The organism is Sphingomonas flavida, from assembly GCF_036663655.1.
Classification (GTDB): Bacteria; Pseudomonadota; Alphaproteobacteria; order Sphingomonadales; family Sphingomonadaceae; genus Sphingomonas.
The window spans coordinates 153,890-174,572 of sequence record NZ_JAXOJH010000002.1 but is presented as its reverse complement, the minus strand read 5'-3'; the positions used below and the strand labels follow the sequence as shown (position 1 = coordinate 174,572).

Here is a 20,683-nt window from a genome sequence, read left to right as displayed (position 1 = left end):
AAGACGCGTAGATTTACGCGGCTTCGTCGAAGTCCTCGTCGTTCATGACCGGACCCGAATCCTGGCCCTTCGCCGAGACGTCGCGGTCGACGAACTCGATGATCGCCATCGGCGAGGCGTCCGACGCGCGGATGCCGGCCTTGATGATGCGGGTATAGCCACCGTTGCGGTCCGCATAGCGGGTCGCCAGGGTGTCGAACAGCTTCACCAGCTGTGCGTCGTCGAGCAGACGGGCATGGGCCAGACGACGGTTCGAGAGACCGCCCTTCTTCGCCAGGGTCACCAGCTTTTCGACGTAGGGACGCAGTTCCTTCGCCTTGGCGACGGTGGTGGTGATCTGCTCATGCTTGATCAGGGCTGCCGCCATGTTGCGGAACAGCGCGATACGATGAGCCGAGGTACGCTGCAGCTTACGGCCGCCGACGCGATGACGCATGGGTATTTCCTTCGTTCGTTAAGGGGCCGTGTCACGGAACCCCAGAGCCGGTGACCGTCAAGGCCGTCACCTTCGCCTGTCTTGTGGCTCTCCGGCATGAGCCGGGGAGCGGATCAGCAAAGCTGGGAGCGGCCGGACCGGATCACGGCGAAGCCGCGATCCTGACGTCGAACGGGCCGCCCATGGGCGACCCGCCGGCCGGGCTTTCGCCGTCTCGCGGATAGCGATGCTATCCGCGCGTGGCTCAGCCCATGATCTCCTGTTCCAGCTTCTTGGCCATTTCCTCGATATTCTCGGGCGGCCAGCCGGGGATTTCCATGCCCAGGCGCAGACCCATGGACGACAGCACTTCCTTGATCTCGTTCAGCGACTTGCGACCGAAATTGGGAGTGCGCAGCATCTCGGCTTCGGTCTTGCCGACCAGATCGCCGATATAGATGATGTTGTCGTTCTTGAGGCAGTTTGCCGAACGCACCGACAGTTCCAGCTCGTCGACCTTCTTGAGAAGGTAACGGTTGATCTGCTGCGCGTCGCTCTGCGGCTCGCCACCAGCGGCGGGGATCGCCGCCTGGCCGACCGGCGCGGCGCGGGTGAGCGCCGAGTCGTCGAAGTGCACGAACAGCGCCAGCTGGTCCTGGAGGATGCGCGCGGCATAGGCCACGGCGTCTTCCGGGGTCACGGTGCCGTCGGTCTCGATCGACAGCGTCAGCTTGTCATAATCGAGGTCCTGGCCGACGCGGGTCGGATCGACCTTGTACGACACCTGACGGACCGGCGAATAGAGCGCGTCGACCGGGATCAGACCGATCGGCGCATCGGCCGGACGGTTCGATGCGGCGGGGACATAGCCCTTCCCGATGTCGGCGGTCAGTTCCATGTTGAACGTCGCGCCTTCGTCGAGATGACAGATCACCAGGTCCTTGTTCATGACCTCGATGTCGCCCGACACGGCGATGTCGCCGGCCTTGACGGTGGCGGGGCCGGTTGCCGACAGCTGGAGCCGCTTGGGACCTTCGCCCTGCATGCGGATGGCGAGCTGCTTGACGTTCAGGACGATGTCGGTGACGTCTTCACGCACACCAGCCAGCGACGAGAATTCGTGCAGCACGTTCTCGATCTTGATCGAGGTCACGGCCGCGCCCTGGAGCGACGAGAGGAGCACGCGACGAAGCGCGTTGCCCAGCGTCAGGCCGAAGCCACGCTCCAGCGGCTCGGCAACGAACGTCGCCTTCCGCTTGCCATCGCCACCCTTTTTCTCGAGCGCGTTGGGCTTCTTCAGTTCCTGCCAGTTCTTTGCGTTGACAGACACGTGGTTCCCCTGAGTTGTGGGCCGGAACGGGGACGGTTCCAGCCATGGAGAGAGGCATGGCCGACTCGTCAGCCGGCCATGGGAAGCATCAGACGCGGCGACGCTTGGAAGGCCGCACGCCGTTGTGCGGGATCGAGGTGACGTCGCGGATCGAGGAGATCTGGAAACCGACCGCCTGCAGCGCGCGAAGTGCCGACTCGCGGCCCGAACCCGGACCCTTCACTTCGACTTCCAGGGTGCGGACGCCGTGCTCGGCGGCCTTCTTGCCCGCGTCTTCCGCTGCGACCTGCGCCGCATACGGGGTCGACTTGCGCGAACCCTTGAAGCCCATCGCACCAGCCGACGACCACGAAATGGCGTTGCCTTGCGCGTCGGTGATGGTGATCATGGTGTTGTTGAAGCTGGCGTTCACATGAGCGACGCCGGCGGTGATGTTCTTGCGCTCGCGACGACGAATGCGCTGCGGTTCACGTGCCATTATATGAAAGTCCTGACCTGGTATCCTGATGCGGAGAGCGGCGGGCGGTCAGCCACAAGCCTGCCCTCCGGCGGAGTAATTCGCCGGGGCGAATTACTTCTTCTTGCCCGCGATCGGCTTTGCCTTACCCTTGCGGGTGCGCGCGTTGGTGTGCGTGCGCTGGCCGCGGACCGGCAGGCCCTTGCGGTGACGCAGGCCGCGATAGCAGGCCAGATCCATCAGGCGCTTGATGTTCATCGCGGTTTCGCGACGCAGATCGCCTTCGACCGTATGATCGGCGTCGATGGTTTCACGGATCTGGAGAACTTCCTGATCCGACAGGTCCTGGACGCGACGATCTTCGGCGATGTTCAGCTTGGCAGTGATCTGCTTCGCCTTGGTCGGACCGATGCCGTGGATATAAGTCAGCGCAATCAGAACGCGCTTGTTGGTCGGGAGGTTGACACCCGCAATACGTGCCATGAAACTTGTTCTCCTAGCTCCACGGAGCATGGCATGGCCGCACACGCTCCATCTCAACGCGATGGTTCCACCACGCACGATCGCGACGCACGCAAGTCGCGCGTCGTCCATCGGGTGCACTGGAAGGACGGTCCGTTAAAGGCCGCGCAACACCCTGTCAAGCGATCGGTTCCCGAAACCTGCCCGACTGGACGCGACGCAGGGTCAGCCAGCGGCGGAACGACACGATCGCCCAGACGATCTCGACGACCCCGAACGGCCAGGCGCCCTGCATGAAGCCATAGACCGAGCCCGCGATACAGCCCAGCACGAACCCCAGCGTCCACCAGTGCGTCCCCGCCTCCATGGCATAGCAGACCAGGGTGAACGATACGGCGGCCAGGCCGAACAGGGAGAGATTATCCATGACGCGGGGTGTAGAGCCCTGACGGAAAGGGGCAAACCTTATTCCTCCCCTTGCGGGGGAGGAATAGCGTCTTCACGGAATCACCACCCGTGCCACCAGGCCGGGGGCATTGTCGCCCAGTTCGAACCGGCCGCCATGCAGCCGGGCCACCGCCTCGATCAGCGCCATGCCCAGCCCTGCACCCGGCGTGGTGCGCGCCGTATCGAGTCGTCCGAAACGCTTGAGCGCCTGGGCGTGGTCGGCCTCGGCGATGCCGGGGCCGTGATCCTCGACCTGGAACAGGATTCCCTCCGCCCCGTCGCGCAGGCGCAACGTCACCTGGCCGCCCGCCGCGCCATGCTTGAGCGCATTGTCGATCAGGTTGGAGAGCGCCTGGCTCATGAGTTCGCGGTGGAGGGGCAGCGGCGCGGGGCGTGCCTCGACCTCGATCAGGAAGCGCAGCCCCGCATCCTCAGCGACCGGGGCATAGAGTTCGCCGATCTCCTCGACCAGTTCGGCGGGTGCGACCAATGTGAAGCGGTCGCGGGTCACCGATTCGGACCGGCTGATCTCGATCACCATGGTCAGCATCCGCATGATCAGGTCGGTCTCGACCAGCAGGCCGCCCAGCGCCGCCTCGCGCTGGCCGGGGTCGGCGATCAGCACCGCCTGCTCGGTCTTGGTGCGCAAGCGGGCAAGCGGCGAGCGCAGGTCGTGCGCCAGGCTGTCGGTGACGACGCGCAATTCCGCCATCAACTGCTCGATCTTGCCCAGCATCGCGTTCAGTCGCTCGGCCAGCCGGTCGAAGGCGTCGCCCTTGTCGTCGCCGTCACGCACCAGCCGGACACGGCGGGTCAGGTCGCCCTCGCCCGCCGCGTCGATCACCGCGACGATCGTGTTGAGCCGCCCGGTGACGTAACGGGCCAGCACCAGCCCGGTGCCCACCCCCAGCATCAGCGACAGGAACACCGCCAGCGCCAGCGCGCGTTCGATCGCGACCTGCTGCGCCTCGATCAGGTCGAGCGGGCGGCCTACCAGCAACCAGTCCTTGCCGATGGGGTGGAGCGTATAGCCGGCCTCGCGCGCGTTCCAGACGCCCTCGCGGCCCAGCACCGCGATGCGAAACGGCGTGTCGGACAATGGCACCGCCAGATGCCTGGGCGCATAACCGGCAATCCGGTGCCCCTGCGGATCGAAGATGGCGAGGACCAGCGATACGTCGCCCGGCTCGCGCGCTTCCTTGATGGCATCGGCCAGCGCGGGCAGCGCGCCGGTGCGCCAGACCGCGCGCAGGGCGTCGGCCTGCTCGACGATCTCGCGGTGGAGGGCCGCCACCGCATCGGCGCTGGTCTGCTTCCAGATGAAGCCCACCAGCGCCAGATTGGATACCAGCGCCAATGCGATCGACAGCAGCGCGATCCGCGCCGAGATCGTCAGCCGCGACTTCACCCTTCGACGGCCAGCCTGTAACCCGCGCCGCGCACGGTATGCAGGATCGGGCTGCCGAACCCTTCCTCAAGTTTGCGGCGCAGACGGCCGATATGGACGTCGACCACGTTGGAACCCGGGTCGAAATGATAGTTCCAGATCTTCTCCAGCATCATCGTGCGGGTGACGACCTGGCCCGCATGGCGCGCCAGGAATTCCAGGAGGTTGAATTCGCGCGCGCCGACCGGGATGATCTTGCCCGCCCGCGTCACGGTGCGTGCCAGCAGGTCGATTTCGAGATCGCCGACGCTCAACTTGGTACGGGTCGGCTCGGAGGCCGCACGATCGGACCGGCGGACCAGCGCCTCGATCCGCGCCGACAATTCGGCGAAGGAAAAGGGCTTGCACAGATAATCGTCCGCACCCGCCTTCAACCCGTCCACCCGGTCGTCGACCGTGGCCAGCGCCGATAGAACCAGAACCGGCGTCGAGATACCCGCCGCGCGGATCGCGCTGACCATCGCCAGCCCGTCCAGGCGCGGCAGCATCCGGTCGGCGATGATGAGGTCGAATATGCCCTCGCTGGCCAGGAACAGGCCGTCGCGGCCATCGCCGCATTGTTCGACGGCATAACCCGCCTCGCCCAGCCCCTTGGCGACATAGGCGGCGGTGGAGGCGTCATCTTCGACGATCAGGATTTTGCGGCTCATCGGCTCGTCTGCTCCGGCATTGGGCGACCTTGACTTGTCGGCGTCGGTTCGAATCTCTCCAGCCTGGCCCCGTCACCGTTGCCGAAAGTCGCCGTCATGGAAAGGCCGGCGGAAAGCGCGCTCTCCGCCGGCCCCGACGGCACCCCCGGGAGTATCGGGCGCCGAGCTCTTCGAACTCCGTGGATCCTGGGCTAGCGCCCGCCGGGCTACCCCGGGGTGACCATAACGTGACAAATGCGTCATCCGGGCGGGCGTGGTGCAGGCACCGCGCATACACATCCGGAATCGTTGATAAAATACGATAATATTCGCGGCGAATTTGAGATTTTTACAACTATTTGCGTTATCATCCTTATATGATGGCCGCCACATTCCCCATATCGCTGCCGTTTGACGAGGAACGCCGCCTCGCCATGCTCCAGGCCCATGCGCTGCTCGACAGCGAGCCGGAGGCGGAGTTCGATGCGCTCGTCTCGCTGGCCGCCGACATGCTGGATTGTCCGCTCGCCGCGCTGACACTGGCCGATCGCGACCGTTTCTGGGTGAAGGCGGCGACCGGCCCGGTGCCCAGCGAAATGCCCCGTCAGGTCGCCTTTTGCGATCACACCATCCGGTCCCCCGACCTGATGATCGTTCCCGACCTGACCAGCGATCCGCGTTTTTCGGTCAACCCGCTGGTCACCGGCGAGGACGGCACGCGTTTTTACGCCGGGATGCCGATCCGCGTCCCCGACCTTGACGGAACGCCCCAGGCGATCGGGTCGCTCTGCGTCATGGACGACACGCCCCGGTCGCTCAGCCCGGTGGGCGAACAGACCCTGCGCCATCTGGCCAAGTTGGCGGAGGCGCTGATCGCCGCGCGGGCGATCGCGCGGCGGGCCAATGCCATGGCCGAACTCAGCGAGCGTCAGGCCGAGGATCTTCGGACCAAGGACCGCACCGTTCGCCAGGTCGAGCGGCTGGCGCTGACCGGATCGTGGCGCGTCGTCATGGCGACCGGACAGGCCATGTGGTCCGACGGCGTCTATCGCATCCACGAACTGGCGCCAGGCCAGAAATTCACGCTCGAACAGGGGCTGTCCTACTATCCGCCTGCGTCGCGTGAGGTGCTGCGGGCGACGATCGAGGATACGCTGCGCACCGGCGATCCGTTCGACATCGAACTCGACTTCGTGACCGCGCTCGGTCGTCTGCGCCGCGTCCGCGTGATGGGCGAGCGCGAGATGGTCGATGGCAAACCCCATGGCCTGGTTGGCATGTTCCAGGACGTGACCGAACGCCACGCGCTCGAGACCCAGTTGCGCCGCAATGCCGATACCGATGCGCTGACGACCCTGTCCAACCGTGCCGCCTATGACCGCGCATTGGAGACGGCGATCGACCGGTCCGTCACGGACGGGACGCCGCTGGGGCTGGTGCTGATCGATCTGGACGGGTTCAAACTCATCAACGACACGATGGGCCATCTGGCGGGGGACGAGGTGCTGCGCACGATCGGTGCCCGGCTGCTCGCCAACTGGCTGACGGATTGCTTCGTGGCGCGGCTGGGCGGGGACGAGTTCGGCGTGATCGTCCATGATCCCATGCTGCTTGCCGAACCCGAACAGCTGCGCACGCGGATCGAGGCGCTGATGTCCGTTGCGGTGACCATGGACGGCCTGACGATGAGCTGCGCGGGCACGGTATGCATGAGCCTGCGCCCTGAGGAATGCACGACGGTGCGCGACTTCATGCACCATGCCGACAGCCGCCTCTACGCCGCCAAGCGCGACCGGGTGGGTGAGCGGCGCCGCAGCGATCGACGCCGCGCCGGGTAGCCTGCCATACCGTGTCATCCGTCGAGGATATGTACGCCGCTGGTCGGGTCGGACCGATAATGACGCAGTCGCGATTCGAGCGATCCCAGATGGATTTCCATCCTATGTCCGTCCGGGTCGAGGAAATAGGTCGAAGCGCCCTCGCTTCTATCCTGCTTCCAGATCGGGCACAGCGCAATCAACCGGGCGCGAAGAGGTGCATAATCCTTCTCGGCCACGGACAAGGCGATATGGGTATAATCCGGATGGGGCGACAAGCGCACCTCTCGATCGACTGACAGGCACAGCCAGAGCGATCCCGCCTCCAGATAGGCGCCGCCGGTCCAGACAGCGCGCACACTGAAACCCAAGACGTCGCGATAGAAGGCCAGGGAACGGTCGAGATCGCCGACCGCCAGGGTGATGTGATTGAGCCCCGTCACGCGCGTCATGATCGACCCTCCCCTTCCTCAAGCATAATGACATCAACTCGATGGCTCTTTCCCTTCAGGGGAGGGGCATTCTTCCGATCCAAATCATGTCATCTCTGTCTAACCGCGGTTTTACGTGGCTGGCCAGCCGAGAACGCTCATGTCCTGACCGAACCATGGCGGCGATCCGAATGAGGACACCCTTCCCTCACAGACCCTCCGCCCCATATAGCGGGCTCATGTCCTCGCGTGCCCGCGTCCTCGTCCTGAACTCCGCGCTCGGTCCGCTCGATTATCGTATTCCGCACGGGATGACGGTCGAGCCGGGGTCGATCGTCGTCGCGCCGCTCGGCCCCCGCCAGCTGCTGGGCGTGGTGTGGGAGGCCGAGCGGATGCCGTCCGATGCGGAGGTCGGCGACAACCGCCTGCGCCCGCTGCTGGGCGTGGCCGACGCGCCGCCTTTGCCCACCCCCTTGCGCCGGCTGATCGAGTGGACGGCGGACTATTATCTCGCCCCGCCCGCCGCGGTGGTGCGCATGGCGCTGTCCTCCACCTCCGCGCTGGAGGGCGCACGCACCGCCACCGAATACCGCGTCACCGGCCATGTTCCCGACCGCCTGACCCCGCAGCGGGCGCAGGCGCTGGAGCGGATCGGCGATCGCCAGGGGTTGATCCGCGAGCTGGCGACGATGGCCGATGTGTCGGACGCGGTGATCCGGGGGCTGGTGAAGAACGGCGCGATCGAGGGGGTGGAGGTCGATATCGACAGCCCCTTCCCCCTGCCCGACCCCGACCATCATCGCCCGGTCCTGTCGGAGGATCAGCGCGCGGCGGCGGATACGCTGGTCGCCGGGGTCGCCGCGCACGCCTTTCAGCCGGTACTGCTCGACGGCGTCACCGGATCGGGCAAGACCGAGGTGTATTTCGAGGCGGTGGCGGAGGCGATCGCCGAGGGACGGCAGGTCCTCGTCCTGCTGCCCGAAATCGCGCTGACCGAACCCTTTCTCAAGCGTTTTCACGATCGCTTCGGCTGCGAGCCGGTGGCTTGGCACTCCGGCCTGCGCTCGTCGCAGCGACGGCGCGCCTGGCGGGCCATCGCCAGCGGCCAAGGCCTGGTGACGGTCGGCGCGCGCTCGGCCTTGTTCCTACCCTATCGCAATCTCGGCCTGATCGTCGTGGACGAGGCGCATGAGACCAGCTTCAAGCAGGAAGACGGTGTCCATTACCATGCGCGCGACGTGGCGGTGATGCGCGGCAAGTTCGAGCCCTGCCCGGTGATCCTGGCCTCGGCCACCCCCGCGATCGAGACGCGGCAACAGGTGGCGCTGGGCCGCTATACCGAGGTCAAGCTGCCGGGCCGCTTCGGCCCGGCGCAGATGCCGACGATCGAGGCGATCGACCTGATCCAGGACCCGCCCGAACGCGGCCGCTGGATCGCGCCAAAGCTGGTCGCGGCGATGAAGCAGACGTTCGAGAAGCGCGAGCAGTCGCTGCTCTATCTCAACCGGCGCGGCTATGCCCCGCTGACGCTGTGCCGGACCTGCGGCCATCGCTTCCAATGCCCCAACTGCACCGCCTGGATGGTCGAGCACCGGCTGGTGCGGCGGCTGGCCTGCCATCATTGCGGCCATGTCCTGCCGACCCCGCGCGCCTGCCCCGAATGTGACGGCGAGGACTCGCTGGTCGCCTGCGGCCCCGGTGTCGAACGTATCGCCGACGAAGCGACCGCGCTGTTCCCCGAGGCGAAGATCGCGGTCGTCACCTCCGACACCATGTGGTCCCCCGCCAAGGCCGCCGAGTTCGTCGGGCGGATGGAGGCGGGCGATATCGACATCGTCGTCGGCACGCAGTTGATCACCAAGGGCTATCACTTCCCCAATTTGACCTTGGTCGGGGTGATCGACGCCGACCTCGGGCTGGAGGGGGGCGACCTGCGCGCAGCGGAACGGACCTTCCAGCAGATCCGCCAAGTGTCGGGGCGTGCGGGCCGCGGTGCCAAGCCCGGTCATGTCTTCATCCAGACGCACAGCCCCAAGGCGCAGGTGATGCAGGCGCTCGTCACCGGCGATGCCGAGGCGTTCTACACCGCCGAAACCGAGGCACGGCGCGACGCCGATGCGCCGCCCTTCGGTCGCTATGCCGCGATCATCATCTCGTCGGAGGATCAGGGCGCGGCGCAGTCCACCGCCAATTTGATCGCGCGCGCCGCCCCCAGGGTCGACGGCATGCACGTCTTCGGCCCCGCCCCCGCCCCGCTGGCGATGCTGCGTGGACGGCACCGCTTCCGCCTGCTCGTCCATGCCCGTCGCGCGCTGGCGGTGCAGGACGTGATCCGTGAGTGGCTGGGCGGGCTGGAATGGTCCGCGAAGGTGCGTGTCGCGGTGGATGTGGACCCGTACAGCTTTCTCTGAGCGGGCGGGCCGACACCGCTGAACTCTCTCTTTCCTCTCCCCCGGACAGGAAAGAGGGCCCTGGTGCACGGAAAAGCCTCAGATTTCCAGGAACGCCGGATCGACCTTCGCATCGAACTTCCGCCCGAACCAGGCATCCCCCGGCCGGTTTTCCAGATCGGTGTGGGTCAGTGTCATCGGGCTCCACTGGCCCGGCGCAAAGCGAACCAGCCGCCGAGCCGGCTGCATCCGGTCACCGAAACCGGCCGCGATCAGCGCGGTGGGGGCGACATGCTCGTCGCTGGCCTGCGTATGCCGCAGCCGCCCGCTCGCCATCAGCCTGTCGGTGGCATCGCGCACCGCTATCGCCGCGTCTCCGGGCAGCGACCACCATGTCCAGCTCGTCGCCCATGGCCCCAGCGGTTCCGTGCGGGGACCGCGCAGCCGCTTGATCCCGCGATCCGCCCAGGCCGACATCCGGCTGCGCAGGACCGCGATCCGCCAGGACAAGGGCGTCGGATCGGCACGCGGGCGCAGATGGCGGTCGATGAAGCACCAGTCGTTCATCCGCCAGCCGAGGTCATCGTCGCGCCGATCCATGAAGCAGGTGCCCTCCGGGGCCGCCTCGATCGCCGCGACCATCTCGGCGCGCGAACACAATGACCAGTCGCGACCGCTGATGACGTGAACCAGATCGAAGGGCTCGGCCAGTGCGGCATCGAGCAGGCGGGCGATCGCCACGGTCTGCGACCAGTGCGCCCAATGGACTGGAATGGCTGGGTTCACGATCGTCACCCGCGCGCGCACGGCGTCGGACAGGCCGTTCAGAAAGGCATCGGGCGGCGTGGCCCTGGCATCGATGTGAAGGCAAACCCGATCTTCGGGTGCGTCCGCCAGCAGGCGGTGGATCAGCCGTTCGAGCTGATCGAAGGCATCATGGGCCAGTATCGCATAGACCAACCGCATGATGCCCCCATCAACATGTCATCGGCGCGATCGCCGGTAGACCAATTTATGGGATCAGCCCGCATGCTCCGCGAGCACGGTCAGGCCCTTGGGGCCGACCTCGGCAAAGCCGCCACGGATCTGGATCGATTCCGGCTCGCCCTTTTCGGTACGATATACCTGGATCGCGCCGTCGCGAATCGTCGACATGAAGGGCGCATGGCCTTCCAGCACGCCGAAATCACCCTCGGTGCCGGGCACGACCACCATATGCACGTCCTCCGAACGGAGGAGCTTTTCGGGCGTGACGAGTTCGAAGTGCAGCATGGGTTGTCTATCTCGCATCGCTCTCCCCCGGGGAGGGAGAGGAAAGAGGGGGACGGCGCGAACCGTCCCCCCATGTCATCAGGCTTCCTGAGCCATCTTCTCGGCCTTTGCGACGGCCTCGTCGATGCCGCCGACCATGTAGAAGGCCGATTCCGGCAGGTGGTCATATTCGCCGTCGACCACCGCCTTGAACGAGCGGATCGTGTCTTCGATCTGGACGAACTTGCCCGAGATGCCGGTGAAGACTTCCGCGACGTGGAAGGGCTGCGACAGGAAGCGCTGGATCTTGCGGGCGCGCTGGACGGTCAGCTTGTCCTCTTCCGACAGCTCGTCCATGCCCAGGATCGCGATGATGTCCTGCAGCGCCTTGTAGCGCTGGAGCAGCGACTGGACCGCACGGGCCGTCTCGTAATGCTCCTGGCCGACGATGCGCGGCTCGAGCACGCGGCTGGTCGAATCCAGCGGGTCGACGGCCGGGTAGATGCCCAGCTCCGAGATGGCGCGGTTGAGCACGGTCGTCGCGTCCAAGTGGGCGAACGAGGTGGCCGGCGCCGGATCGGTCAAGTCGTCGGCGGGCACGTACACGGCCTGCACCGAGGTGATCGAACCCTTGTTGGTCGAGGTGATGCGCTCCTGCAGCGCGCCCATGTCGGTCGACAGGGTCGGCTGATAGCCCACGGCCGACGGAATGCGGCCCAGCAGCGCCGACACTTCCGCACCCGCCTGGGTGAAGCGGAAGATGTTGTCGACGAAGAACAGCACGTCCTGGCCTTCCTGGTCGCGGAAATATTCCGCGATGGTCAGGCCCGACAGCGCGACGCGCGCACGGGCGCCCGGCGGCTCGTTCATCTGGCCATAAACCAGCGCGACCTTCGAACCCTCGCTAATCGCGTTGCCCTCGGCGTCCTTGGCGATAACACCCGCGTCGAGGAATTCGTGATACAGGTCGTTACCCTCGCGGGTACGCTCACCGACGCCCGCGAACACCGAGGTGCCGCCATGGCCCTTGGCGATGTTGTTGATCAGTTCCTGAATCAGAACCGTCTTGCCGACGCCCGCGCCGCCGAACAGGCCGATCTTGCCGCCCTTGGCGTACGGCGCGAGAAGGTCGATGACCTTGATGCCGGTGACCAGGATCGCGCTCTCGGTCGACTGCTCGATGAACTCGGGCGCCTTGGCGTGGATCGGTGCGCGCAGGTCGGTGGCGACGGGGCCACGCTCGTCGATCGGCTCGCCGACGACGTTCAGGATGCGGCCCAGCGTCGCGGGACCCACGGGCACGCGGATCTGGCTGCCGGTGTCGGTCACGGTCTGGCCGCGGGTCAGGCCCTCGGTCGTGTCCATCGCGATCGTGCGGACGGTGTTCTCGCCCAGATGCTGCGCGACTTCGAGGACCAGGCGGGTGCCGTTATTGTCCGTCTCCAGCGCCGACAGAATCGCGGGCAGGTTCTCGGGGAAGTGAACGTCGACGACCGCGCCGATGACCTGGGCGATCGTGCCGACATTGTTGGTGGCCGTGGTCGGCCGGATGTCATCAGCGGCGGTTGCCATCATTGCTTCCTTGGTTCTGCTGGCCCGACATAACTTCGGGGCGGGTAAAGGTTACGACCAGACGGCGGCCACCGTCGATCTTGTCACGGGTAACACGGTAATCGGCGCCGGTCAGGTGGCCGGTGGTGGCGCTTTCGGTCTGGATGGCGGCGGACACCGCATCCTTGCCGTCCAGACCCAGCTGATCCATCGGCTTGGTCACCCAGCGGATGAACTGCGTCTTGGCGAACGGGCTGGTGTCGAGATTGACGAGGTCGAGCGAGTAGCGAAGCGTGTTCAGCCGCGACGCATCACCCTCGACCATCAGGTTCGCCATGTTGATCGGCGCTGCCGCCGGATCCGCCATTGGCGTGGCCTGCGCGATGGCACGGTACACGCCCTGGACGGGCGTATAGCCGCTCATGCGAAACCCCATGCGGTCGAGCAGGCTGACCGTCTCGGCCGGATCGGCGAATACGGTGGCCCAGCCGCCCTTCACGAACGGCGTCGGCGTCGCCTTGGGCGCGCCCCTCGGCTGATCGGACGCCTGGCCGCATCCGGCCAGTGCGACCGTCAGGCCCAGAAGGAGCGCGAAACGCATCAGAGCGCCTCGGCGCCCGAGATGATCTCGACGAGCTCGGTGGTGATCGCCGCCTGGCGGGTGCGGTTATACTGGATCGACAGACGCCGGATCATGTCGCCCGCATTGCGCGTGGCGTTGTCCATCGCGTTCATCTGCGAACCGTAGAAACCGGCCTGGTTCTCCAGCAGCGCGCGGAAGATCTGCACCGCGACGTTGCGCGGCAGCAGCGCCTCGAGAATGTCTTCCTCGCTCGGCTCGAACTCGGCGACCGCCTCGACCGACGCTTCGCCCTTGCTGGGCGCAGGCATCGGCACGGGGATCAGCTGCTGCGAGACGGGGTCCTGCACCAGCGCCGAGACGAACTTCGAATAGAACAGGTGCGCCACGTCGAACTCACCGCGCTCGAAACGGGCGATCAGGTCGTCGGCGATCACGCGCGCGTCGTCGAACTTGGGCGCCTTGATCGCGCTCATGTCGTGATCGGCGAGGATCGCGTTGGGGAAGAAGCGCTTCAGCACGCGCCCCTTCTTGCCCGCGAGGTAGAACTTCACCGTCTTGCCCTGAGCGGTCAGCTCTTCGGCCTTGCGGCGCGCGGCGCGAACGATGTTGGTGTTGAACGCCCCCGCCAGGCCACGCTCCGAGGTGGCGACGACCAGCAGCTGGACATCGTCCTTGCCGGTCCCCGCCAGCAGCGGCGACGCACCGACGCCGCCCACGCGCGCGGCCATGCTGGCCATCACCGTTTCCAGGCGCTCGGCATAGGGACGGCCGTTCTGCGCCGCGTCCTGCGCACGGCGCAGCTTGGCGGCGGCGACCATCTTCATCGCCTTGGTGATCTTCTGGGTCGACTTGACCGAGTTGATCCGGATCTTGAGGGCCTTGAGGCTCGCCATCTTCGTCCTTCTGCCTCCCTCTCCCCTCGCGGGAGAGGGTCGGGGTGAGGGGTTGCCACGGGCGGGGTCGCTTGCGGCGCCCCCTCACCCAACCCTCTCCCGCAAGGGGAGAGGGCCATTTCTGCTTTTACGCGAAGATCTTCGCGAACTGGTCGAGCGCGGCCTTGAGCTTGCCCTTGGCCTCGTCGCCCAGATCCTTGGTGTCGCGGATCATCGCCAGCACGTCGGCGTGATCGTTGCGCAGGTACGCCAGCATCGCCGCTTCGTAGCGGACGACCTGCGCCACCGGCACATTGTCGATATAGCCGTTGGTACCCGCGAAGATCGACGCGGTCTGCTCCTCGAAGGGCAGCGGCGAGAACTGCGGCTGCTTCAGCAGCTCGGTCAGGCGCGCGCCGCGGTTCAGCAGCTTCTGCGTCGAGGCGTCGAGGTCCGAGCCGAACTGCGCGAAGGCGGCCATTTCGCGATACTGGGCGAGCTCCAGCTTGATCGAGCCCGACACCTTCTTCATCGCCTTGGTCTGCGCGGCCGAGCCGACGCGGCTGACCGACAGGCCGACGTTGATCGCCGGGCGGATGCCCGCGAAGAACAGGTCGGTTTCGAGGAAGATCTGGCCGTCGGTGATCGAGATCACGTTGGTCGGGATGTAGGCCGACACGTCGCCCGCCTGCGTCTCGATGATCGGCAGCGCGGTCAGCGAACCGGCGCCGTTGGCGTCGTTCATCTTGGCCGCACGCTCCAGCAGGCGGCTGTGCAGATAGAACACGTCGCCCGGATAGGCTTCACGGCCCGGCGGGCGGCGCAGCAGCAGCGACATCTGACGGTACGCAACGGCCTGCTTCGACAGGTCGTCGAACACGATCAACGCGTGCATCGCGTTGTCGCGGAAATATTCGCCCATCGCGGTGCCGGTATAGGGCGCCAGGAACTGAAGCGGGGCGGGCTCCGACGCGGTCGCGGCGACGACGATGGAATATTCCATCGCGCCATTCTCTTCCAGCGTCTTGACGAGCTGTGCCACGGTCGAGCGCTTCTGACCCACGGCGACGTAGATGCAGTAGAGCTTCTTCGACTCTTCGGTGCCGGCGTTGACCGCCTTCTGGTTGATGAAGGCGTCGATCGCGACGGCCGACTTGCCGGTCTGGCGGTCGCCGATGATCAGCTCGCGCTGGCCACGGCCGACGGGGACGAGGGCGTCGATCGCCTTCAGGCCGGTCTGCACCGGCTCGTGCACGCCCTTGCGCGGGATGATGCCGGGTGCCTTCACCTCGACGCGGCGGCGCTCGGTCGCCTCGATCGGGCCCTTGCCGTCGATCGGGTTGCCCAGGCCGTCCACGACGCGGCCCAGCAGGCCACGGCCGACCGGCACGTCGACGATGGTGCCGGTGCGCTTGACGGTGTCGCCTTCCTTGATCTCGGCGTCCGAGCCGAAGATCACGACGCCGACATTGTCGGCCTCGAGGTTGAGGGCCATGCCCTGCACGCCATTGGCGAACTCGACCATCTCGCCCGCCTGGACATTGTCGAGGCCGTAGATGCGCGCGATGCCGTCACCGACGCTCAGCACCTGGCCGGTCTCGCTGACCTGGGCCTCGGTGCCGAAATTGGCGATCTGGTCCTTGATGACCTTGGAGATTTCTGCGGCGCGGATATCCATGGGAACGTCAGCCTTTCATCGCGCTGGCGAGCGCATTCAAACGGGTGCGGATCGAGCTATCGATCATCTGGGAACCGATGCGGACGACAAGCCCGCCGAGAAGATCGGGATCGACCGACAGGTCGACCGACACTTCGCGGCCGACCCGGGTGCGCAGCTGCTGCTTGAGCTCTGCGACCTGTGCCTCGGTCAGCGGGTGGGCGCTCGTCACCTCGGCAGCAACTTCGCCGCGATGGCGGCTGGCCAGCTGGCGAAAGGCGCGAATGATCTGCGGCAGCGCCGACAGGCGCCGATTCTCGGCAAGGACGCCGAGGAAATTCTTGGTGATCGCGTCCAGGCCGAGCGTGTCAGCCACGGCTAGGATCGCCTTCACGGCGGCACCGCGCGCCACGACCGGGCTCTTGGTCAGCGCCGCCAGATCCTCGTTGGTGGCCAGCGCGTCGCGCAGGGTCACGAGGCTGGCCTCGATCGTGTCGATCGAACGGCGCTCAGCGGCCGTCTCGAAAAGCGCGAGCGCATAACGTCCACCCAGGCTCGCCTGGATGCCGCCTGTGCCGCTTATAGTACCGCCGGACATCTCCACGGATGCGAATTCCTCGAACAACGAACGGGTTGGCCCCATGGGGAACGGGGCGCGAAAAACGCGCCTCCGATGGGTTGGCGGGCGGTTAGCATCGGGAACCAATCGATGCAAGGTGCGTGGCGCATCTTGTGACGGGATGATGACGCCATTTTAACGGCTTTGGCCGCAAGCCGTGGGATGATTGCCACAGCGGCGCTGCTAGGATCGTACCGCCCCGCCCCCGGCGAGCGACCGAAAGCCGACCCGATGACCGATTTCGACGAAGACGCCGCCTGGCAGAGTTTCCACCGCCGCGACCGCGCGGCGGACGGACGGTTCGTGGTCGCGGTGAAGACGACGGGCATCTATTGCCGCCCCAGTTGCGCGGCCCGGCGGCCCCGGCGCGAGAATGTCTGTTTCCACCCCAGTGGCGAGGCGGCGCGCGCGGCGGGCTATCGCCCCTGCCTGCGCTGCCTGCCCGATGCGGTGACGCGCGACCGACAGGCGGTGGCTGCGGCCATCGCGATCCTGGAGGCGGCGGAAGACACGCCGCCCCTCACCACGCTCGCCACGCAGGTCGGTTATGCCCCGCATCATTTCCACCGCCTGTTCAAGCGCGCGACCGGGGTCAGCCCGGCCGCCTATGCCCGCGCGCTGCGCGGGGCCCGTGCCGCCGAAGCCCTGGCCAGCGCGGACAGCGTGACGCGCGCGCTTTACGAGGCGGGCTATGCCGGGCCCAGCCGCTTCTATGCGGACAGCGAACAGCGGCTGGGCATGGCGCCGGGACAGTGGCGGCGCGGCGGCGACGGCGTGACGGTGGAATGGGCGATCCTGCCCTCGCCGCTCGGGGCCCTGCTGATCGCGGCCACACCGCGCGGGCTGGCGCGGATCGCGTTCGAGAGCGACACCGAGCGGCTTCGCGACTTGTTCCCAAGGGCCGAGCTGAAGCCCGCCGGGCCGGCTACGCTCGACCGCATGACCCGCCTGGTCGCCGCGACCGCGACGCCCGACCCGCAGCTTGCCGAGCCCACACGGCACACCGCCTTTGTCGAGGCGGTGTTGCGCGCATGGGTATCGGGGGGATGATCCGGCTCAGGGGGCGGCAGTCGGTGCCGGGGAAGGTCCGGCAAGGATGCGAATCGCCTCCTGGTTACCCGATTCCAGCACCGTCAGCATCTGGGCGGCCGGGTTGTCGGCGGACAGATGCGGGTTGAAGGCGAGCGGACGAAGCAGCGCCTTGGCATTGTCGATCGCCCCCTCCCGAACCTTTTGCATCACCAGCATCATGCGCAGTCCGCCATCCTGCGGCACCAGTTCGAATGCACGGCCGAGCCCGGCGATGGCCGAAGCGCGGGGCTTTTCGCCCTGCATCATGAAGCTGCGGTAGAAGACGGCCAGCGGCTCGGCCGCGTTGGGGTCCGCCCGGTTGGCCTTCACGATCCAGCTGCGCGCCTCCTCCCACAGCTTGGGGTCGTGGCTCTTGGCCGTCTCGACACGGCGCAGATGGATCAGGCCTTTGTAGAGCAGTGCCTGCTGCGACTTGGCGTCGACCGCCAGCGCCCGGTCCGCCGCCGCCTCCGCCGCCGCATCCTCGCTCGCGTCATAGGCCATTTCGGCGAACCACCCCTGCGCCACCGTATCCTGCGGATAGGACGCCGCCGCCGTCGCGGCGCGCGCATAGAGATCACGCCCGGTCTTGTCGTCGACGCCGCGATCGGACTGCATCCGATAGCCGATCAGCGCCTGTTCGCCGGGGCTCAGCACCCGCACCGCGACCTGCGGCGTGCCCAGCCGGTCGAACGGCACCAGCACGCCCGGAATCGTTCCGCGACGCAGATAGCGGTCGAGATCACGGTCGAGATCCTTGAGCGATCCGAATGCCTGATTACCCGCCTGGATACTGGGCGTGCCGGTGTTGAGCAGCTTGAAATACTGGCCCAGCCTGGCCTTTTGCGCCGGGTCGAACATGGTCAGGTGGGTCAGCAGCCAGCCCCGGCCATAGACCTGTTCCAGCTGCATGCTGTCCAGCTTGCGGCGCGACGAATCGAACAGCGTCTCGATCGGCAGCTTGCTGGCCATCAGCAGGCCGTAAGCGCGGTGCTGCGCCGCCACGCCGACCATGACCCCGGTGCGATCGAACTTCGCCGTCCCGGTGAACTCGGCAAACCCTTCGGAAAACCATGCGGGATAGGCGCTGCTCGAATTGCCGACCAGGAAATGGTGCGCATATTCGTGGAACAGCACCTGTTGCGGCTGCATGTCGTTGGGATTGTCCCCCTCGCCGCGCATCGGGGTGAAGGCCACCGAACCCGACACGCGCGGCTGGTAGAAGCCCAGGACGTTGTCGCTGCCCTTGCCATATAGCCGCCGGACGGCCGCCCCGTTCGGCACGACATAAACGGTGACGGGGTTGCTTTCCTGCCCTTCGATCTCGGGCAGGGCGAAGAAATAGCGGAGCACGGCGTCGAACTGCTCCAACCGCGTCGCCATCGCCCGGATGTCGGATTCTGACATGTTGCCGTACAGGATGAAGTGCCGGGCCCGCGCCTCGCGCCACTCCGCACTGGCGGGCGACGCCGACAGCGCCGCGCCCACAACCATCAGCGCCGCCGTCATCCAGCGGCGCACGCCCATTCCCCACTTGCTCATTCCCCCGGCCCTCCCAAGCCGCCCCCTAATCGGACGGTCATCTCACCGGATCACGGGATTGGGGACAAGCCCTTTTTGGCGTCAGCGGCCCGCGCGGCAGCCATAGACCAGCTTTTCGTTGGGCAAGGGCGGCAGCTGCTGGCGGATCTGTGCCTGCACGCCTTGCAGATTCTGCAGCGCCGTGTCGGTCTTCACGCATCCGCGCGGGGTGGTCGGCTGCTGCAGCTTGCGGATCGCCTCCATCGTCGCCGAGGGCAGCATGTAGCGCGTCTGGGTATAGGTGCGGGTCATGGGGTCGAAGCGGGCGACCGTCACCGTCGGCTCCTCGTCGGGCACGATGATCCGCTGCCATCCGCCCTCGCCCTCCAGATACTGGGTCTTGCCGTCGGCACAGCCGTTCGCGCCCCAGTCGAGCCGCATCTCGGCGGTCGAGGAAACGGTGATCCGGCTGCGGTCGGGTTGAAGGGTGCACAATAGCGGCCCGATCGCGGTGCCCGGCGGCGTCGGGCCGGTCGTCGTCGCCATCGCCTCGCGCGGCAGGGTCACGTCGGCGGAGGGACGCAGCAGGAAGACGACGATCGCCACGACGATCGCCACCCCGCCGACCGAGACGGCGATGACCGCCTGGCGACGCTGCCCGCGTGTCTCCAGCAGCCCCGCGCCGCCGATCACCAGCGCCCCGGCGACCAGCAGCAGGGCCGCGATCGCCATGATGTTCTCGCGCGACCGCTCGGCCTGCGCGCGTGCGGCGTTCAGCGCCTCTTCGCGGCGCAGCGCGGCGGCGCTCGCCGCCTCGCGCTTGGCGGTCGCCGCCTCGACGACGGCGCGGGCATCGGCGGCGCTGTCCTCGCGCAGCCGCTCCTCGATCGAGGTGCAGGGCACGCCGACCGAGACATAGGGCTGGTTGGCCGCGCGCAGGAACGCCATCAGCTCGGTATCGGCGATCGCGAAGCCGAAGGTGGAATCGCCGTCATCGGCGCGGGTCAGTGCCGAGTTCACGCCGATCACCCGGCCGCACGGATCGAGCAGCGGCCCGCCCGAATTGCCCCGCGCGATGCTGGCGGTGTGGAGCAGAACCTCGATCCCGGTCAGCGCGCGACGGCCCGACGCCACGCCCTGCGACCGGACCGGCGACAGTGGCCGGATATAGTCCGCCGCCGACTGCGCCGTGGCCAGGTCGACATTGCCGGGATAGCCCAGCGCGATGACCTGATCCCCCTCGGTCACCGGGCCGGTGAACAGCGCGGCGGGGGGCAGCTTCGCCTCGCTCACCTCGATCAGCGCCAGGTCGCGGCGCGAATCATAGGCGATGACGCGGCCCTGATAGGATTTGCTGCCCTCCGAAGGCACGACGCCGATCACCACATTGTCGGGATAGCGCTCGGCCAGTTCGACGACATGCGCGTTGGTGACGATGCGGTTGGGTGCGACGGCAAAGCCCGATCCGTGGCCGAAGCCCGCGACCTCGTCATCGACCATCGCGATGGTCACCACCCGCACCACGCCGCGCGCGGTCGCGGCGATATCGTCCGCCCCCGCCGCGACGGGCAACAGGCCGATAGCGATCAGCATGGCCGACAACAGCGGGACAAGGGCAAACCGGCTCAGCATGGGACGGGGCCATATCCCGGCCGCTCCTTCCCCCGCAACCGCGATCGGTTAGGCATATGGTAAATCTTGCCAATTACGAACATGGCCGATGTCTTGGGAAA

At 66.9% G+C, this 20,683-nt stretch carries 20 protein-coding genes; 3 read left to right on the top strand and 17 right to left on the bottom strand.

All coding sequences use genetic code 11. From position 1 onward, the window contains the following. Nucleotides 1-13 precede the first annotated feature (13 nt). From rplQ to U1703_RS02935, 7 genes are all read right to left on the bottom strand, one after another. A complete protein-coding gene (gene rplQ / locus U1703_RS02965; protein WP_320452726.1) occupies nt 14-436 on the bottom strand; it encodes a 50S ribosomal protein L17 in 423 nt (140 codons plus the stop codon). Nucleotides 437-680: 244 nt separating this feature from the next. Further along, nucleotides 681-1,745 (bottom strand): DNA-directed RNA polymerase subunit alpha, encoded by a 1,065-nt coding sequence (locus U1703_RS02960; RefSeq protein WP_056430549.1) that lies wholly within the window; start codon nt 1,743-1,745, stop codon nt 681-683. 88 nt (nt 1,746-1,833) lie between these two features. After that, the gene (gene rpsK, locus U1703_RS02955) at nt 1,834-2,223 is read right to left on the bottom strand and encodes a 30S ribosomal protein S11 (protein ID WP_204195567.1); all 390 of its coding nucleotides are present in this window, start codon (nt 2,221-2,223) and stop codon (nt 1,834-1,836) included. Between the two features lie 93 nt (nt 2,224-2,316). After that, the gene (rpsM, locus tag U1703_RS02950) at nt 2,317-2,685 is read right to left on the bottom strand and encodes a 30S ribosomal protein S13 (RefSeq protein ID WP_320452791.1); all 369 of its coding nucleotides are present in this window, start codon (nt 2,683-2,685) and stop codon (nt 2,317-2,319) included. A 157-nt stretch (nt 2,686-2,842) separates the two neighbouring features. Further along, nucleotides 2,843-3,091, bottom strand: a complete 249-nt coding sequence (locus U1703_RS02945) for a hypothetical protein (protein ID WP_320452727.1) — start codon at nt 3,089-3,091, stop codon at nt 2,843-2,845. 72 nt (nt 3,092-3,163) lie between these two features. After that, a complete protein-coding gene (locus U1703_RS02940) occupies nt 3,164-4,519 on the bottom strand; it encodes a sensor histidine kinase (protein ID WP_320452728.1) in 1,356 nt (451 codons plus the stop codon). Beyond that, nucleotides 4,516-5,208, bottom strand: coding sequence for a response regulator transcription factor (locus U1703_RS02935; protein WP_320452729.1), 693 nt, complete (start codon nt 5,206-5,208; stop codon nt 4,516-4,518). The genes U1703_RS02940 and U1703_RS02935 overlap by 4 nt, the downstream gene beginning before the upstream one ends. A gap of 359 nt (nt 5,209-5,567) precedes the next feature. Here U1703_RS02935 and U1703_RS02930 point away from each other — a divergent pair, with 359 nt between their 5' ends. Then, on the top strand, nt 5,568-7,025 hold the full coding sequence (locus tag U1703_RS02930) for a sensor domain-containing diguanylate cyclase (RefSeq protein ID WP_332784520.1): 1,458 nt from the start codon (nt 5,568-5,570) through the stop codon (nt 7,023-7,025). A gap of 14 nt (nt 7,026-7,039) precedes the next feature. Here the strand turns inward: U1703_RS02930 and U1703_RS02925 are convergent, their stop codons facing one another. Continuing rightward, the gene (locus tag U1703_RS02925) at nt 7,040-7,456 is read right to left on the bottom strand and encodes a VOC family protein (protein ID WP_332784519.1); all 417 of its coding nucleotides are present in this window, start codon (nt 7,454-7,456) and stop codon (nt 7,040-7,042) included. Nucleotides 7,457-7,674: 218 nt separating this feature from the next. Here U1703_RS02925 and U1703_RS02920 point away from each other — a divergent pair, with 218 nt between their 5' ends. After that, complete coding sequence (locus tag U1703_RS02920) at nt 7,675-9,846, top strand: primosomal protein N' (protein ID WP_320452731.1); 2,172 nt, start codon at nt 7,675-7,677, stop codon at nt 9,844-9,846. 78 nt (nt 9,847-9,924) lie between these two features. Here U1703_RS02920 and U1703_RS02915 read toward each other — a convergent pair whose 3' ends face one another. From U1703_RS02915 to U1703_RS02885, 7 genes are all read right to left on the bottom strand, one after another. Continuing rightward, nucleotides 9,925-10,791 (bottom strand): beta-1,6-N-acetylglucosaminyltransferase, encoded by an 867-nt coding sequence (locus U1703_RS02915; RefSeq protein WP_332784518.1) that lies wholly within the window; start codon nt 10,789-10,791, stop codon nt 9,925-9,927. A 54-nt stretch (nt 10,792-10,845) separates the two neighbouring features. Then, nucleotides 10,846-11,097: an ATP synthase F1 subunit epsilon gene (locus U1703_RS02910; protein ID WP_320452733.1), complete on the bottom strand. Its 252-nt coding sequence runs from the start codon at nt 11,095-11,097 to the stop codon at nt 10,846-10,848. A gap of 78 nt (nt 11,098-11,175) precedes the next feature. Beyond that, complete coding sequence (gene atpD / locus U1703_RS02905; protein WP_320452792.1) at nt 11,176-12,648, bottom strand: F0F1 ATP synthase subunit beta; 1,473 nt, start codon at nt 12,646-12,648, stop codon at nt 11,176-11,178. After that, nucleotides 12,632-13,228 (bottom strand): hypothetical protein, encoded by a 597-nt coding sequence (locus U1703_RS02900; RefSeq protein WP_332784517.1) that lies wholly within the window; start codon nt 13,226-13,228, stop codon nt 12,632-12,634. The genes atpD and U1703_RS02900 overlap by 17 nt, the downstream gene beginning before the upstream one ends. Next, entirely contained in the window at nt 13,228-14,103 is an 876-nt protein-coding gene (locus U1703_RS02895) for a F0F1 ATP synthase subunit gamma (RefSeq protein ID WP_320452735.1), read from the bottom strand. Before U1703_RS02895 ends, U1703_RS02900 begins: the two co-directional genes overlap by 1 nt. Nucleotides 14,104-14,230: 127 nt before the next feature. After that, complete coding sequence (atpA, locus tag U1703_RS02890; RefSeq protein WP_332784516.1) at nt 14,231-15,760, bottom strand: F0F1 ATP synthase subunit alpha; 1,530 nt, start codon at nt 15,758-15,760, stop codon at nt 14,231-14,233. Between the two features lie 7 nt (nt 15,761-15,767). Further along, the gene (locus tag U1703_RS02885; protein WP_320452793.1) at nt 15,768-16,337 is read right to left on the bottom strand and encodes a F0F1 ATP synthase subunit delta; all 570 of its coding nucleotides are present in this window, start codon (nt 16,335-16,337) and stop codon (nt 15,768-15,770) included. A 183-nt stretch (nt 16,338-16,520) separates the two neighbouring features. Between U1703_RS02885 and U1703_RS02880 the strand changes: the two genes are divergently transcribed. Beyond that, nucleotides 16,521-17,408 carry a bifunctional transcriptional activator/DNA repair enzyme AdaA gene (locus tag U1703_RS02880; RefSeq protein ID WP_332784515.1) on the top strand — a complete coding sequence of 296 codons (888 nt, stop codon included), beginning with the start codon at nt 16,521-16,523 and terminating at the stop codon, nt 17,406-17,408. A gap of 6 nt (nt 17,409-17,414) precedes the next feature. On the opposite strand, the gene U1703_RS02875 is transcribed toward U1703_RS02880, so the two are convergent. Then, complete coding sequence (locus U1703_RS02875) at nt 17,415-18,971, bottom strand: hypothetical protein (protein WP_332784514.1); 1,557 nt, start codon at nt 18,969-18,971, stop codon at nt 17,415-17,417. Between the two features lie 81 nt (nt 18,972-19,052). After that, complete coding sequence (locus U1703_RS02870; RefSeq protein WP_332784513.1) at nt 19,053-20,582, bottom strand: S1C family serine protease; 1,530 nt, start codon at nt 20,580-20,582, stop codon at nt 19,053-19,055. Nucleotides 20,583-20,683 lie beyond the last annotated feature (101 nt).

Excerpts from the sequence above, each read along its gene's own strand:
- rpsK (WP_204195567.1), bottom strand. The coding sequence starts at position 2,223 with ATGGCACGTGAACCGCAGCGCATTCGTCGTCGCGAGCGCAAGAACATC.
- U1703_RS02920 (WP_320452731.1), top strand. The coding sequence starts at position 7,675 with ATGTCCTCGCGTGCCCGCGTCCTCGTCCTGAACTCCGCGCTCGGTCCG.
- rplQ (WP_320452726.1), bottom strand. The coding sequence starts at position 436 with ATGCGTCATCGCGTCGGCGGCCGTAAGCTGCAGCGTACCTCGGCTCAT.
- U1703_RS02915 (WP_332784518.1), bottom strand. The coding sequence starts at position 10,791 with ATGCGGTTGGTCTATGCGATACTGGCCCATGATGCCTTCGATCAGCTC.
- U1703_RS02925 (WP_332784519.1), bottom strand. The coding sequence starts at position 7,456 with ATGACGCGCGTGACGGGGCTCAATCACATCACCCTGGCGGTCGGCGAT.
- U1703_RS02880 (WP_332784515.1), top strand. The coding sequence starts at position 16,521 with ATGATTGCCACAGCGGCGCTGCTAGGATCGTACCGCCCCGCCCCCGGC.
- atpD (WP_320452792.1), bottom strand. The coding sequence starts at position 12,648 with ATGGCAACCGCCGCTGATGACATCCGGCCGACCACGGCCACCAACAAT.
- rpsM (WP_320452791.1), bottom strand. The coding sequence starts at position 2,685 with ATGGCACGTATTGCGGGTGTCAACCTCCCGACCAACAAGCGCGTTCTG.
- U1703_RS02910 (WP_320452733.1), bottom strand. The coding sequence starts at position 11,097 with ATGCTGCACTTCGAACTCGTCACGCCCGAAAAGCTCCTCCGTTCGGAG.
- U1703_RS02935 (WP_320452729.1), bottom strand. The coding sequence starts at position 5,208 with ATGAGCCGCAAAATCCTGATCGTCGAAGATGACGCCTCCACCGCCGCC.
- U1703_RS02895 (WP_320452735.1), bottom strand. The coding sequence starts at position 14,103 with ATGGCGAGCCTCAAGGCCCTCAAGATCCGGATCAACTCGGTCAAGTCG.
- U1703_RS02875 (WP_332784514.1), bottom strand. The coding sequence starts at position 18,971 with ATGAGCAAGTGGGGAATGGGCGTGCGCCGCTGGATGACGGCGGCGCTG.
- U1703_RS02930 (WP_332784520.1), top strand. The coding sequence starts at position 5,568 with ATGGCCGCCACATTCCCCATATCGCTGCCGTTTGACGAGGAACGCCGC.
- atpA (WP_332784516.1), bottom strand. The coding sequence starts at position 15,760 with ATGGATATCCGCGCCGCAGAAATCTCCAAGGTCATCAAGGACCAGATC.
- U1703_RS02870 (WP_332784513.1), bottom strand. The coding sequence starts at position 20,582 with ATGCTGAGCCGGTTTGCCCTTGTCCCGCTGTTGTCGGCCATGCTGATC.
- U1703_RS02900 (WP_332784517.1), bottom strand. The coding sequence starts at position 13,228 with ATGCGTTTCGCGCTCCTTCTGGGCCTGACGGTCGCACTGGCCGGATGC.
- U1703_RS02885 (WP_320452793.1), bottom strand. The coding sequence starts at position 16,337 with ATGTCCGGCGGTACTATAAGCGGCACAGGCGGCATCCAGGCGAGCCTG.
- U1703_RS02945 (WP_320452727.1), bottom strand. The coding sequence starts at position 3,091 with ATGGATAATCTCTCCCTGTTCGGCCTGGCCGCCGTATCGTTCACCCTG.